We start from the raw sequence: 13,101 nt of genomic DNA on the forward strand, positions 1-13,101 counted from the left end.
TCCATGAACGTCAAGACACATAGGGTTATCATCGGCCGCAAGCTGGGGCACCAGCGGTTCGAGCTGAACGGCGCCGGCCGGGTGACCTATCTGACTCCGGAGACGGTCGTCGACGATCGCGTTCGAACGTACCTGGATGCGGGGCAGTGCGATGCGATCCTGGCCGACCTCGAGCCCGGGCCCGCAGGGGGCGCACCTTGCTACGTGGCGATCCGGGTCAGGGAGCTGAAGCCGAGTCCCGACGACTACGAGCGCTATCATTTGATTCTTGAAAGATTCAAGAGGGCCGGCGTCGCCGTCGACGCTCCCGATGCCTCTGTCTGCTTCGCGGCTCCCGACTTTCCATTCTGGGATCCTCTTTCGACGATTCTCGACCGATTCGTGGCGACGCAGGCCATCTTCCCGACCTCGTGGTGGGATGATGATCCGGAGCGGGGCGTCCAGGAGATGGTTTCGCTCATCTCGGAGCTCAAGATTCGAGGACGCTTTCCACGAGCCAGAATGCTCAGGCAAGCCCGGCTGGATCTGGGGAATTCGAGCGACACGGACGCAGACGACGCCCGCGATCGACTGTGTGGGGCCCTCGTTGCCGCGGCGAACGATCTCGTGGAGAAGGCCGACGGACTGCGGCGGTTTTGCGGCCCGTTCGATCACGATGGTGATCCGACCTGGATTTACTTCGACCCTGATGGTTACGCAGCGCTCGTGAGAGAGGGGCTTCTCGAGCCGTGGCTGCGCCGGGTCAAGAATGTCGTCGAATACCGAAGACCTCCTGATCTGGGGGAGATTGACCTCGACCATTTCCCTTCTGGGGACGATCCATTTTGAATGTGCCGAATACCACCTGGGGCGGGTGCTCGACCGATCACCCCATGGCCGCCGCTGCACCCGGGCCTGTGGACGCGCCGGCTTCCACCGACGCGGCTCGCTGGGCGAGCCTCAATCCGGCTATTCAGGAAGCCGGAGCGTCTCCAGGGGGACGCCGTCCTCGCCCGAGATCATCTTGCCCTGGTCGTCCCAGCGGATGCCGCCCTTCACTGCGCTCGCCGTCGTCGTCGCACTACGACATTGCGCCTCCAGTGGCGCTGTTCCGCAGGATCTCCTCTCCGTGGTCGCGGCCGATCTGCCGGGCACAGCAGTTCGCGATCATCTGCTTCGGCGAACAAGCGGCTGGAGCCGATGAAGCCTGCGGCGTGGATGACCGAAGCCTTGCGACAGGCCGGACGGGCGTGGCACGATGGGACGTCGGCCTCGGCGGGCTTCGCGGCTCACCCGCAAGCCGTCAGGCAGCGCAGGGCAGGCGAAATAGGCCGCTTGAAGGGGGGAGACAGTGGCCGGCGCGCGAATGGCGTGTCACCTTCTGCCGGGAGGCCCGTCAGACGATTGAAGGCATCGAAGGAACCAGGTGCGATGAGAAAACCGGAGCTGGTGAGGTTCGAGATCGAAGGTGCCGAAATGGCGGTCCGCCTGGCGGGCGATCGGGAGAAGCCGGCGATTCTCCTGATCCACGGCTTTCCAAGCTCCTCGGAATCGTTCCGGAACGTGATCGACACCCTCGCGCGGGACTGCTTCGTGATCACCCCGGACCTTCCGGGGTTCGGCGGCTCCGAGCCGGTGGAGCGCCCCTCATTCTCGCGTTTCGCGGACATGATCGACGGACTGCTCGCGCGGCTCGGAGCCGGGTCCTTCCACCTCTACCTCCACGATTATGGAACGGCGGTAGGACTTCATCTCGCCACGCGCGCGCCGCGCAGGATACGCAGCCTCATCGTCCAGAATGCCAATGCCCATGAGAGCGGGATGGGGCCGCAATGGTCGGCGACCAGGGCCTATTGGGACGATCCTACGCCGGAGCGGCAAGCCGAGGCGACCGCGCACCTGACCTTCGAGGGGACACGCGACCAATATCTGGGCGGCGTGCCCCGGGACATCGCCGAGCGCATCGATCCCAGGCTGTGGGAGGAGGACTGGCGGATCATGTCGCTCCCCGGCCGGCTCGAGACGCAGCGTGCGCTGCTGCTCGACTATCGCAGCCATGTCGCGCGATTCGGGGAGATAGCCGATTATCTCGATCGCTGGCAACCCCCGGCGCTGATGCTGTGGGGGCGGCACGATATCTTCTTCGATCTCGAGGAGACCCTCTCCTGGATGAAGGCGCTCCCGCGCATGGAGGCGCACATCCTCGACGGCCCGCATTTCCTGCTGGAGACCCATCCGGCCGAATGCGCCGCGTTGATGAGCGCCTTCGTCAGGCGCGTGGAGGGGCTGCGTTAGGACGCGCACACCGTGAGCCCGACGGTCGGCAGCTGGATTCCGGGCGCGTGACGCGGACGCCGGCCCGTCGACGAGCCGGGAGCATCTTGCGTCGACGTACCCCGCTCTGGAGGAGCTTTACCGGTCAGCAAGAGGCGCCTGACCGGCGCTCGCATCCCACGGCGCTCACGCGCCCCAGCTGAAGCACAACACGCTAGCCATCATCAGGTGCATTCGTGTCGAAAGTTGATCTCAAGAGGGAACTCAAACATCTCTACCAGGCATCTGCGAAGGAGGTGGTTCAGGTTGAAGTGCCGACATTTCAGTTCCTCATGATCGACGGAAAGGGCGATCCCAACACATCACGGGAGTATGCCGAGGCAGTGGAAGCGCTATTCTCCGTTGCCTACACGACGAAGTTCATGGTGAAGAAGGGGGCGCGAGGGATTGACTACGCCGTCATGCCTCTCGAAGGCCTTTGGTGGTCGGATGACATGTCCGCCTTCACCTCCAACGACAGGTCACGGTGGAAATGGACGATGATGATCATGCAGCCTCATTTTGTCGAGGAGGCGGTGATTCAGGCGGCCATGGCGGACGTGAGGCGAAAGAAGGCGCTCCCCGCGCTGGACGCGCTCAGACTGGAGAGCTTCACCGAAGGGTCATGCGCTCAGATACTTCACATTGGCCCCTTCACCGAAGAAGGGCCGACCATTCAGCGAGTCCATGATTTTATCGGCGCGCGCTCGGCGCTTGCAGGAAAGCACCACGAGGTGTATCTGAGCGACATACGTCGCGCCGATCCGGCCAAGTGGAAGACCATCATCCGCCAACCTATGGCGCGATAGTCAACAGATCGTTCAAGCCGACGCCGCTTCGCGGCACGGCTCAACTCAGGCGTCAGGTCGCAGAAAACACGCTCTCCCTCACCACACCCGTCCTCGAAGATTCTATGAAGCGAGTCACTGGCATTGGCGGCATCTTCTTCAAAGCCAAAGACGCTCCGGCGCTACAGGCTTGGTACAAGCGGCACCTCGGAATCGATGTCCAGGAATGGGGTGGCACGGCTTTTACCTGGACCGACGGTGAAGGTAAGCCGGTCGCCGGAACAACCGTCTGGTCCATTGCTTCGGCGCAGGGTGACCAGTTTGCGCCCAGCACTGCAACGTTCATGGTCAACTACCGGGTCGAGGATCTCCACGCCCTCGTCAAGGTCTTACGCGAAGAAGGCTGCAACGTCCTCGAGAAGATTGACGATTCCGAGTACGGGAAGTTCGCCTGGGTCATCGATCCAGAAGGAAACAAGGTAGAACTCTGGCAACCGCCTGCCGGCCAATGACCAGGGCGATCGGACTCAGCAGTCCTCTCGCGCCGCAGCCCTCGCCGCGCCGAGCCCCGTTCCGCTCGTGCCGCCGGCGATGACGGCGCGCCGGCTCTGGAGAGATCCCTGATGGTCGCTCGCTGCCGTGGTCTCCTCAGATCGCGACGAAGCCACCGTCGACGGTGAGCGTGTGGCCGGTCATGTACGGGTTGGTCATCAGGAACTCGATGGCGTGGGCGATGTCCTCGGGCTGGCCGAAGCGCCGGACGAGCAGGTCCTTCTCGGCCCAGGCCTTCATCTGCTCCCGCCGCCCGGCGTGAATGGCCGTGTCGACGACGCCCGCCATCAGCACGTTGACGCGGATCGGCGCGAGCTCCAGCGCCAGCGCCTTTCCGAAGCTCAGGATCGACCCGCTCGCGGCGGCGAGGACCGAGAACCCCTCTCGCGGCGGCCTCTCCGCCGAGGCGCCGGCCACGAGCGTGACCGAGCCGCGCTCGCGGAGGAGCGGCGCGGCCGCGCGCAGGACGTTCACGAACCCGCGCAGCTTGTCGAAGCTGCGCTCGACCTGCTCGGCGGTCAGCGCCCTTATCGGCGCGCAACTGGCCAGCTCGTCCGCGACCGCGGTGAGCACCAGATGATCGATGCCCCCGATCGACGCGATCACCGCCATCGCGCGATCCACGGCGGCGGCGTCCAGCATGTCCATGGCGACCGCGCGTGTCGTCCCCCCGGTGACGCTCGCCGCGGCCTCGTCGAGCCTCGCCTGCGAGCGGCTGAGCAGGATCACGCGGGCGCCCCGCGCCGCCGCCGCACGCGCCGTGGCGAGCCCGATCCCCGAGCTCGCGCCGACGACGGCCACGGTCTGACTCGATAGCTCGCTCATCGCCCTTCCCTCCGGAGATCCAGCACCGCCTTGCCCGCCACCCGCCGATCGAGCAGCGCCTGGGCCGCCTCCGCCGCGCGCTCGAAGCCGCCGCGAAACCCGATCTGCGGGTCGAGCTCTCGCCGCTCGAGCAGCGAGGCCAGGTAGGTGATGTCCGGCCCGAAGCCGGCGCCCACGACGAAGACCTCGACGCGCCGGCTCCCCCCGCGCCGCCGCTCCTGCTCGAAGTCGATGGTGCTCGGCTCGCCCGACGCCATACCGATGCTCTGCACCGAGCCGCCGCGCTCCACGAGGCTCAGCGCCCGGGCGAGCTGCGCGCCGCCGACGTTGTCGAGCACGCCGAAGACAGGCTCCTTCACCGCGTCCAGGCCGACGACCACCTCGTCGGCGCCGAGCTCGCGCAGCCCCTCGCCGCGCGCGGCGCTCCCGACAGCGGCCACGACGTGCGCGCCGGCGCGGCGCGCGAGCTGGACGGCGTAGCGGCCGACGCCGCCCGAGGCGCCCGTGACGAGGACACGGCGCCCCACCACCGGCCCGAGGGCGCGCAGCGCACGCAGCGCCGTCACGCCCGCCACCGGGATCGTGCTGGCCGCGCCGAGATCGACCGAGTCCGGCACGACGCCGAGGTCGGACGTGTCGACCGCGCGCAGCTCGGCCCACGCGCCGCCGTTCCAGGCGAACGACGCGACGCGCGCCCCCTCCTTCGGCCCGGACCCGTCGGCGGCCGCGCGGACCACGACGCCGGCGGCGTCCCACCCCGGCACCTCGCCGGGCTTGCGCAGGTCGGACAGGAACGCGACCTCGCCGAAGTTCAGCGAGACAGCGTGGACCTCGATGAGCGCCTGCGACGGCGCCGGGGCCGGGGGCGGCACCTCCGCAAAGCGAAGGCCTCGTGGCTGGCTGGGATCATAAACAAGCGCACGCATGGTGTTCTTCACGCCTCCTGCGCCGCAACGTGCGCCCGGCGCGGCGGACGTTCCATGCTAGTTTGTCTCCAATGCTTGCCCGTTCGTCCGACCCGGAGGCGCTCTCGCCCGACGCGCTGAGCGAGGTGCTCCAGGACCTCCGGCTCTCGGAGGGCTCCTATGGTCGCTGCGAGCTGACGCGCCCCTGGGGCATCGACCTCCCCCCGGTGCCGCAGGCGCGGTTCCATTTCGTCGTCTCGGGCGGCTGCTGGCTGCGCGCGCCGAAGCGCGGGTGGCTGGAGCTCCACGCGGGCGACGTCGCGCTCCTGCCGCGCGGGACGGGCCACGCGCTCGCGGACAGGGCGCGCGGGCGCGTGAAGCCGCTCGAGGAGATGCCGCTCGAGGAGATCGGCGACCGGGTGTTCGACATGCGCGCCGGCGGCGCGGGCGCGCGGACGATCCTCGTTTGCTGCAGCGTGGGGTTCGCCCAGCCCGCCGTGAATCCGCTCCTCGAGCTGATGCCTCCGCTGCTCCTCGTGCGGGGCGGCGGCGCCGAGGACGCGGTGCTGCCGGCGCTCCTCGACGCCATGGCAGACGAGGTGCTCAGGCGCCGCGTCGGCGCCGCGACGGTGATGACACGCCTCGCGGACGTGGTGATCACGAGGGTAGTCCGCGCGTGGGTCGAGTCGCGCACAGAGGAGACGGAGGGCTGGCTCGCCGCGATACGAGACCCGCAGATCGGCCGCGCGCTCGCCGCGATCCACCGGCGCCCGGGCGAGCCGTGGTCGGTGGAGTCGCTCGCCGACGTGGCGGGGATGTCGCGCTCCATCTTCTCGGAGCGCTTCGCGGCGGTGGTCGGCGTGCCGCCGGCGCGCTATCTCGCGCGCTGGCGCATGCACGTCGCGAGCGGCTGGCTGCGCGACGACCGCGTGACCGTCGCCGAGGCGGCCGCGCGGCTCGGCTATGACTCCGAGGCGGCCTTCAGCCGTGCGTTCAAGCGATTCTCGGGCGTGCCGCCGAGCGCCTTGCGGCGGCAGGGTCGCGACGAGGGCTCCCGGGCCCCGCGCGCCACGGCTCTCTGACCGAAATGGCACGGACAGAGAGAGTGATGGCACCTCGCGCGACGACCCAGGCGCCTCACTCCCCCTCCGCCTGGCGGCGCGCCGACTCGGCGCCGTGGATCTCGGGATCTTCGCTGCGCCCAACTACGTCGCGCAATTCGGTGCGCCGCGCTCGCTGGCCGACTGCGCGAAGCACCGCTGGGTGTCCTTCTCCGACCTGCGCCGCCTTCCGAAGGAGCTGCAAGGCCCGCCGTCGCCGCGCGTCTCCACCGATGATCTGCTGCTTGCCCACGGCATGGTGCGGATGGCCGCGGGGCTCGCCGTGCTGCCCGGCTACCTGGCACACGAGGACGTGCTCGCAGGGCGGCTGGTACGGCTGGTTCCGAGCTGGAAGCAAACCGTCGGAACGCTCTTCTTCGTCTACCCGCCGGCTCAGCACGTGCCGCGCAAAGTGACGGCCCTGCGCGACTACCTCGTGGACGTCATCGCCCAGCGGCCTCTCGCGCTCGCAGATGGATGAGCGCCGTCAATACCGCTCAGGCGACCACGAGCCCGGCGCGCGCCAGCCGACGAGGGCCGCGAGGATTCGGCCCAACGCTGCCCCGAGGCCAGGCGAAGGCTCGTCGCACAGCGTCGGTGCGACCGAGAGTCGAAGCCGGTCCCGGAGGATCTCCTGGGCGCGGCGAATGGATTGTGGATCCCGGCGGTCGAACCAGATGGCTTCGCCAAACGACTCGCTGGCCTCGGGGCCTTCGTCCTCCGCGGGCCCCAGGTACAGGGTCACGGTGTGTCGTCCCAGCGTGGCAGGTGGGTCGATCCGCATGTTCCTGGGAAACAGGGTGCTCCGCGCTCGTGACAGATCGGTGGCGCAGGCGAAGACTCTCCGTTGCAGCGCAGCGCTCACCCAGCAGGCCGTGAAGTGAACGCGACCCCGTCGACGCATCGATAAGTTGCTGAACCAGCGTCACTTTTCCGGGAGGGATGCGGATCGCGGAAGGTCCTCCATGCCAACCAGCGCGTGCAGCGTGGCTGTACGGTGGGATGGCCACGACGAGGAGATGGACCTTGCGGTGTGTGCCTGTGCTGCCGAGGCGCCGGCCAGGCCGAGCAGCAACGCTGCCATGTGCACGGGGGCCCGCACGCCCCTGTCGAGTTCGGCTTCACGTACCGGCCGTACTGGTATGTGCTGGTGTCCCGCGGGTGGGCCGTCCTGTCCTTGAACCCGGTCGGCTCGGCCGGACAAGGAAAGGAGTTCGCCGATCGCCTGCGGGGGCGCTGGGGCGAGCGCGACCTGCCGGAGCACCTCGCCGCCATCGACGAGCTGGTCGCCGAGGGCCTCGCCGAGCACGGCAAGCCGAGCCACCGCGTGTTCTATAGCCGCCGTATCGTCGAGTGGATCGAGCGCTACTGCGCGAGAGACCGCGCTCCGGAGGCGGCCTGACCGCGACGCGCGCGGCCATCAAGGGGAGGCGGGCGGCTCCTGGACGCAGTATGGACACCTGTGTACGCTCGTCGAATGAACGACTTGTTCGACAGTGACTCGAACGATCTGTTCCCGCCCGCCGACCGGGCGAAGATCGAGGCGCTCACGGAGGATCCGGACGCGAGGGTCGGCTACGAGCTGACCAAGGGGATGCTGGTCTGGTCGGATGAGAAGCCGCGGGACGTCGAGCTGTCCACGTTCGAGAAGATCATGATGCTAATGGCCTATCGATCCATGATGTACCGGCCGGAAGCGTTCCGAGATAGCCAGGACGAGTTCATTCGTGACTGGTTCACGGCATGCCGCGCGACATGGGAAAGGGCGAGGGCCAGCGGCCTCCGGTGGATCGGCTTCGCGCCGTCGCGCGCCGATCCCGCGAACCTCGCGCTGCTCCTCGAGCTCGAGAAGATCGAGTTCTCGGACATGTAGCCTGCGGGTGATCCCGAGGGCCTCCTGCTCGACCACCTTCAGGACCTGATGGGGAGGAGACTCCCAGCTGCTCGGATCGAGCACGGCGCTGGACGCCAGGTACGTGCTGTCCTCGCGCGGCGGCGAGGTCATCGTGGTAAGGAACTGTGGACCGCTCGGCGCGCTCGTTTCAATGCTCGGCGGCCGCCGTGCCGGCTATCGAGAGGGCGGCGGCTTCAACGAGGGGCGGCGTCGAGCCGCATGTCTACGGGAGGACTTATGCAAGTGATCGTCGCGGGCGGTGGGATCGGCGGCCTGGCCGCGGCTCTGGCGCTGCACGCCTCGGGTCATGAGGTGACGGTGTTCGAGGCGGCGCCCACCATCCTGCCGCTCGGGGTCGGCATCAACCTCCTGCCCCACGCCGCCGAGGTGCTGGGCGAGCTGGGTCTTTTCGAGGCCCTGTTGGCCCAGAGTGTGGCGACCCGCGAGCTCATCTATTTCAACCGCTTCGGCCAGCGCATCTGGGGCGAGCCCCGCGGCCGCTTCGCGGGTCATGCCACGCCCCAGCTCTCCCTCCACCGCGGCGCCCTCCAAGGCGTGCTGTTCGACGCCGCCGTCGAGCGGCTGGGCACAGGCCGGGTGCTCTGCGATCGGCGCCTCGCGGGCCACGAGCAGGGCGGGGGCCGCGTCGATGCGCTCTTCCTCGATCGCGCGGGCGCGGCGTGGGAGGTTTCCGCCGACCTCCTGATCTGCGCCGACGGCATCCACTCGGCGGCGCGCGCCGGCCTCTATCCGGACGAGGGGCCGCCGATCTATGGCGGTCACATCCTCTGGCGGGGGACCAGCCTGGCGATGCCCTTCCTCACCGGCGCCAGCATGATCATTGCCGGGCATCAGGACCAGAAGTTCGTCGTCTATCCGATTTCCCCACCGGGGCCGGACGGCCGCCAGAGGATCAACTGGGCCGCCGATCTCGCGTTCGCCAGGAGCCTGCGACGGGAGGACTGGAACCGGCGGGGCGACCCCGCCGACTTCCTGCCCAGGTTCGAGGACTGGCGCTTCGGCTGGCTGGATGTGCCCGACCTGATCCGGAGCGCCGAGGCGATCTACGAGTTCCCGCTGGTCGACCGCGATCCGCTGCCGCGCTGGAGCCATGGGCGCATGACGCTGCTGGGCGACGCCGCCCATCCCATGTATCCGAACGGCTCCAACGGGGCGAGCCAGGCCATCCTGGACGCCCGCGCGCTGGTCCGCGCGCTCGCCACCCATGCCGATCCGGTGGAAGCGCTGGCCGCCTACGAGGCCGAGCGCCTGCCCGCCACCGCCGCCATCGTCGCGGCCAATCGCCGCAACGGTCCGGAGCAGTGCTTGCAGATCGCCTATGAGCGCGCGCCCGACGGCTTCGACCGCATCGAGGACGTCTTCGCCCCCGGCGAGCTGGAGGCCATCGCCGCCCGCTACAGGGTGCTGACCGGCCTGAAGCACGCCTCGGAGCCCGTCGTTCGCTGACGAGAGCCCCCGGCGCGCCCGAGATCCCCGAGAAGCCGGCATATCGTGCCTACCCCTTGTCAGCGGCAACTCATCTGCCCCAATGAAGGCGCACGCTCCCACCGAATCAACCTACCTCGACGCAACGCGGCTGCGGAGGTGGTAGCGGTAACGGAAGCGGGAACGGGCGCGGGAATGCTTGGGCCCTGAAGACATCGGGGCTCTGCGTGTGGCTGCGTCTTGCCTGCCGACCTTGCAAAACCAATTGACGCGCGGCGAGCTCGGGAGTATGGCAAGCACGCCATGCCGTCTGTCCACCTGACGCGCCACCTCTACACCTTCTTCCCGCACCTCGAAGGTCAACACCTCATCGTCGAGGCGTCGACAGCAGGTGAGGTCGTAGCGGCCCTGGAGAGGCTCGCGCCCGGCATCGGCTTCTACATCTGCGACGAGCGCGGCCGCTTGCGGACGCACGTCAACATTTTCGTCGGCAAGCAGATGATCCGCGACCGCAAGGGACTCACAGACGCAGTCGCTGCCGACGACGAGGTCCATATTCTGCAGGCGTTGAGCGGAGGGTGAAATGGCAAGCCGTATCCTGGTAGGCACGCGAAAAGGCACGTTTATCGTCGAGAAAAAGAACGGCTCGTGGAAGCCACGCCTCGCGGGCCATGCCGGCGGCGGCGTCAACTATGTCGCGCGCGATCCCTACACGGGCAAGCTCTGGGCGCTGCTCGGCTTCGGCCATTGGGGGGCCAAGCTGTCCGTCTCGACGGATGAAGGCGAGACCTGGAACGACAACCCCGCCCAGATCAAATATCCCGAGGGCGCTCGCTACATCGGCCAGGACATGTACGAAGACGCCGGCAGCGACTTCGGCGTCGGCATCAAGATCGTCACGCGCCCGGCCACGGTGCAAAAGCTCTGGATCATCGGCTTCGGCCCGGGCGGCGCGGTCTACGTGGGCACCATTCCCGGTGGCTTGTTCGTCAGCCGCGACGGCGGCGGCTCCTTCGAGCTCAACCGGCCGCTCTGGAACCACGAGTCACGCGGGGGTGACCTGTTCACAGGCGAGGGCAAAGGCGAGACGAAATGGTTTGGCACGCCGGCCTCCGAGGGTGGCGAGTTCGCCCCGGGCATTCACTCCATCGTGGTGGACCCGCGTGACCCGAAGCGAATGCTCGTCGCCGTGTCGACGGCGGGCGTCATCGAAACAGCGGACGGTGGAGAGACCTGGCAACCGCGGAACAACGGCATGCAGCTCGATCACACGCCCGAACCAGACGCCGAGTGGGGCCACGATACGCATTACATCGAGCAATGCGAGGGCGATCCCGACCATATCTGGCAGCAGAATCACGTTGGGATCTACTACAGCAGCGACGGCGCAAAGAGCTGGCGCAAGGTGAGCCGCCCAGAGCAAGGCGTGCATTTCGGCTTCCCCATCACAGCGGACGCGAGGGACGGACGCACGGCGTGGGTCGTCCCCGGTAAGTCGGACATGCAGCGAATCACCGTCGACGGCGCGCTCTTCGTGGCTCGCACGAAGGACGGCGGTGAGACCTGGGAGCAGCTCCGCAGGGGTTTGCCCCAGGAGCAAGCCTACGACGTCATCTACCGCCACGCGCTCGCCAACAAAGACGGCACCGTGGCCTTCGGCACCACCACGGGCAATCTCTACGTGAGCGATGACGGCGGAGAGGGCTGGACGACCGTGGCCAATAACCTACCGCCGATCTATTCAGTACGCATGGCGTGATAGGTTGCATGGCGGTCACGGGGCGCAAGCGAGGGGCGCCCCGGCCCGCGCCCGCACCGGCCGATCGACGCGACCGGCGCCGCCGCCGCGAGGGGCGGGGCACCGCTCCAGGTGGGGCAAGAAAGTTGCACCTTGTGCATTCAACGGTCAGAAAATAAACTCGAGTTCAATCGGCGCACATGAGCCGATCGATGATCTCGAAGGTGTCGACGATCGTGGCGTAACTGGCCTCGAGGTCGTTGGTCGACGTCGACAGCGACATCACGACGACGCGCGAGCCGTCGTCGCTCGCGGCGTTCCGGGTCGAGTACCCGAGCGTGTCGCCCGCGTGGCTCCAGTATCCTCCACCGCAGCTGGTCGGGATCCACAGGATCCCGAGACCATAGCCGGAGCCAGGCGCGATCGAGTCGAAGGCCGGCGCCGGGACCGTGTCGCGGAGCTCCGCCATCTGCTCCGGCTCGAGCAGCGAGCCTTCGCTCAGCGCCCGCCAGAATTTCGCGAGGTCCGCGGTGGTCGTGACGAGGGAGCCGGCGGCGTCGGCGAAGCTCTGGTTCGCGATCGTGACGTCGATGAGCGGCCCGTCGACCTCGTACTGCTGGTATGCCACGGCGTGCGGGGCAGGCAGATCCGTCTCGTCGCCGGGCTCGAACGTGCGGTCCAGGCCGAGCGGATCGAGGATGCGCGCCTCGACCTCCTCGCTCCAGTGATTTCCGGTGGCACGCTCGATGATCATGCCGGCGAGCACGTAGTTCGTGTTGGAGTAGGCCCACTGCGTCTCCGGATCGAAATTCGGCTTGTGTTCCATGGCGAGCGCAACGAGTTCTTCCGGTTCCATGTGGTCGAGCCGATGCTGCATGTACTCGTCGGCGGAGCGCAGCGCGGCCAGGCTCGGCTCGTCCTGACCGGTGTAGTTGTAGAGGCCGGTCGTGTGCTGGAGCAGCTGGCGGATCGTGATCAGCGAGCCGTCATTGCCGTTGCCCGACACGACGCCGGGGAGCCACTGCTCGACCGTGTCGTCCAGCGACAGCGCTCCTTCTCCGGCGAGCTGCAGCGCCACGACGGCGACGAACGTCTTGGTGTTGCTCCCCATCCGGAAGTAGCTGTCGAAGTCGATCGGCTGATCGCCGCCGAGCTGCGCCACACCGCTGCGGGCGAGGATCCGTCGGTCGCCGTCGAGCACCTCCGCATGCACGGCGACGATCCCGCCGGCTCGAATCTTGTCCACCCCTTGCTGGAGCAGCTCGTCGTAGGTGGTGTCGCCCTCCTCGGGAGCGCTGCTCGGGCAACCCAGGAGGAGCGACGCCATGCAGAAGAGCGGAATCGAGGGCTTGCTGAGTGTCATGCTCGTGCGTTCCCTCTCGACTTGTTTCCGTTCAATGGTTCTTGCGATTTCGTCGATGCCGCACGATCGCACAGATTTGCGGCCCGCTTCCTCCCGCTGCAGGTGCCTGTGGCGGCCTGCACTACGAGCCGGTCAATCTGCGGGGGACGCGGCGCACGTGTCCTCCGGCGAGAGGGCGCGCGCCCGCGCCGGCAGGGC

General features: G+C 67.9%; 14 protein-coding genes. 11 read left to right on the plus strand and 3 right to left on the minus strand.

Translation table 11 applies throughout. From position 1 onward, the window contains the following. The first annotated feature begins 3 nt into the window (after positions 1 to 3). From WMF12_RS39365 to WMF12_RS39380, 4 genes are all read left to right on the plus strand, one after another. The gene (locus WMF12_RS39365) at positions 4 to 828 is read left to right on the plus strand and encodes a hypothetical protein (protein WP_437853492.1); all 825 of its coding nucleotides are present in this window, start codon (positions 4 to 6) and stop codon (positions 826 to 828) included. Positions 829 to 1,410: 582 nt separating this feature from the next. Then, on the plus strand, positions 1,411 to 2,274 hold the full coding sequence (locus WMF12_RS39370) for an alpha/beta fold hydrolase (RefSeq protein ID WP_437853494.1): 864 nt from the start codon (positions 1,411 to 1,413) through the stop codon (positions 2,272 to 2,274). Between the two features lie 215 nt (positions 2,275 to 2,489). Then, positions 2,490 to 3,101 carry a GyrI-like domain-containing protein gene (locus WMF12_RS39375; RefSeq protein WP_437853496.1) on the plus strand — a complete coding sequence of 204 codons (612 nt, stop codon included), beginning with the start codon at positions 2,490 to 2,492 and terminating at the stop codon, positions 3,099 to 3,101. A 104-nt stretch (positions 3,102 to 3,205) separates the two neighbouring features. After that, on the plus strand, positions 3,206 to 3,592 hold the full coding sequence (locus tag WMF12_RS39380) for a VOC family protein (RefSeq protein WP_437526545.1): 387 nt from the start codon (positions 3,206 to 3,208) through the stop codon (positions 3,590 to 3,592). Between the two features lie 136 nt (positions 3,593 to 3,728). Here the strand turns inward: WMF12_RS39380 and WMF12_RS39385 are convergent, their stop codons facing one another. Both WMF12_RS39385 and WMF12_RS39390 read right to left on the minus strand, forming a co-directional pair. Next, positions 3,729 to 4,457, minus strand: coding sequence for an SDR family oxidoreductase (locus tag WMF12_RS39385; RefSeq protein ID WP_437853498.1), 729 nt, complete (start codon positions 4,455 to 4,457; stop codon positions 3,729 to 3,731). Next, a complete protein-coding gene (locus WMF12_RS39390; RefSeq protein WP_437853500.1) occupies positions 4,454 to 5,383 on the minus strand; it encodes a zinc-binding dehydrogenase in 930 nt (309 codons plus the stop codon). The genes WMF12_RS39385 and WMF12_RS39390 overlap by 4 nt, the downstream gene beginning before the upstream one ends. A 71-nt stretch (positions 5,384 to 5,454) precedes the next feature. On the opposite strand from WMF12_RS39390, the gene WMF12_RS39395 reads away from it, so the two are divergent. The 7 genes from WMF12_RS39395 to WMF12_RS39425 all read left to right on the plus strand — a co-directional run bounded on the left by WMF12_RS39395 (position 5,455) and on the right by WMF12_RS39425 (position 11,561). Further along, positions 5,455 to 6,444, plus strand: a complete 990-nt coding sequence (locus tag WMF12_RS39395) for an AraC family transcriptional regulator (protein ID WP_437853502.1) — start codon at positions 5,455 to 5,457, stop codon at positions 6,442 to 6,444. After that, positions 6,326 to 6,943 carry a LysR substrate-binding domain-containing protein gene (locus WMF12_RS39400; RefSeq protein WP_437853503.1) on the plus strand — a complete coding sequence of 206 codons (618 nt, stop codon included), beginning with the start codon at positions 6,326 to 6,328 and terminating at the stop codon, positions 6,941 to 6,943. The genes WMF12_RS39395 and WMF12_RS39400 overlap by 119 nt, the downstream gene beginning before the upstream one ends. Before the next feature lie 552 nt (positions 6,944 to 7,495). Further along, complete coding sequence (locus WMF12_RS39405) at positions 7,496 to 7,864, plus strand: prolyl oligopeptidase family serine peptidase (RefSeq protein WP_437853505.1); 369 nt, start codon at positions 7,496 to 7,498, stop codon at positions 7,862 to 7,864. A gap of 75 nt (positions 7,865 to 7,939) precedes the next feature. Further along, positions 7,940 to 8,335 carry a hypothetical protein gene (locus WMF12_RS39410; RefSeq protein ID WP_437853507.1) on the plus strand — a complete coding sequence of 132 codons (396 nt, stop codon included), beginning with the start codon at positions 7,940 to 7,942 and terminating at the stop codon, positions 8,333 to 8,335. Positions 8,336 to 8,593: 258 nt separating this feature from the next. Further along, positions 8,594 to 9,823, plus strand: coding sequence for a flavin-dependent oxidoreductase (locus tag WMF12_RS39415; protein ID WP_437853509.1), 1,230 nt, complete (start codon positions 8,594 to 8,596; stop codon positions 9,821 to 9,823). Positions 9,824 to 10,105: 282 nt separating this feature from the next. Further along, positions 10,106 to 10,384 (plus strand): MoaD/ThiS family protein, encoded by a 279-nt coding sequence (locus WMF12_RS39420; RefSeq protein WP_437768089.1) that lies wholly within the window; start codon positions 10,106 to 10,108, stop codon positions 10,382 to 10,384. 1 nt (position 10,385) lies between these two features. Then, positions 10,386 to 11,561 carry a WD40/YVTN/BNR-like repeat-containing protein gene (locus tag WMF12_RS39425; RefSeq protein ID WP_437853511.1) on the plus strand — a complete coding sequence of 392 codons (1,176 nt, stop codon included), beginning with the start codon at positions 10,386 to 10,388 and terminating at the stop codon, positions 11,559 to 11,561. A 166-nt stretch (positions 11,562 to 11,727) separates the two neighbouring features. Here the strand turns inward: WMF12_RS39425 and WMF12_RS39430 are convergent, their stop codons facing one another. Further along, complete coding sequence (locus tag WMF12_RS39430) at positions 11,728 to 12,903, minus strand: serine hydrolase domain-containing protein (RefSeq protein ID WP_437853514.1); 1,176 nt, start codon at positions 12,901 to 12,903, stop codon at positions 11,728 to 11,730. Between the last annotated feature and the right edge of the window lie 198 nt (positions 12,904 to 13,101).

This window comes from Sorangium sp. So ce363, assembly GCF_051520435.1.
GTDB classification, from domain to species: domain Bacteria; phylum Myxococcota_A; class Polyangia; order Polyangiales; family Polyangiaceae; genus Sorangium; species Sorangium cellulosum_B.

What these genes read in the sequence shown, in the direction of transcription:
- WMF12_RS39365 (WP_437853492.1), top strand. Translation starts at nt 4, where the DNA reads ATGAACGTCAAGACACATAGGGTTATCATCGGCCGCAAGCTGGGGCAC.
- WMF12_RS39370 (WP_437853494.1), top strand. Translation starts at nt 1,411, where the DNA reads ATGAGAAAACCGGAGCTGGTGAGGTTCGAGATCGAAGGTGCCGAAATG.
- WMF12_RS39380 (WP_437526545.1), top strand. Translation starts at nt 3,206, where the DNA reads ATGAAGCGAGTCACTGGCATTGGCGGCATCTTCTTCAAAGCCAAAGAC.
- WMF12_RS39385 (WP_437853498.1), bottom strand. Translation starts at nt 4,457, where the DNA reads ATGAGCGAGCTATCGAGTCAGACCGTGGCCGTCGTCGGCGCGAGCTCG.
- WMF12_RS39390 (WP_437853500.1), bottom strand. Translation starts at nt 5,383, where the DNA reads ATGCGTGCGCTTGTTTATGATCCCAGCCAGCCACGAGGCCTTCGCTTT.
- WMF12_RS39395 (WP_437853502.1), top strand. Translation starts at nt 5,455, where the DNA reads ATGCTTGCCCGTTCGTCCGACCCGGAGGCGCTCTCGCCCGACGCGCTG.
- WMF12_RS39400 (WP_437853503.1), top strand. Translation starts at nt 6,326, where the DNA reads ATGACTCCGAGGCGGCCTTCAGCCGTGCGTTCAAGCGATTCTCGGGCG.
- WMF12_RS39410 (WP_437853507.1), top strand. Translation starts at nt 7,940, where the DNA reads ATGAACGACTTGTTCGACAGTGACTCGAACGATCTGTTCCCGCCCGCC.
- WMF12_RS39415 (WP_437853509.1), top strand. Translation starts at nt 8,594, where the DNA reads ATGCAAGTGATCGTCGCGGGCGGTGGGATCGGCGGCCTGGCCGCGGCT.
- WMF12_RS39420 (WP_437768089.1), top strand. Translation starts at nt 10,106, where the DNA reads ATGCCGTCTGTCCACCTGACGCGCCACCTCTACACCTTCTTCCCGCAC.
- WMF12_RS39425 (WP_437853511.1), top strand. Translation starts at nt 10,386, where the DNA reads ATGGCAAGCCGTATCCTGGTAGGCACGCGAAAAGGCACGTTTATCGTC.
- WMF12_RS39430 (WP_437853514.1), bottom strand. Translation starts at nt 12,903, where the DNA reads ATGACACTCAGCAAGCCCTCGATTCCGCTCTTCTGCATGGCGTCGCTC.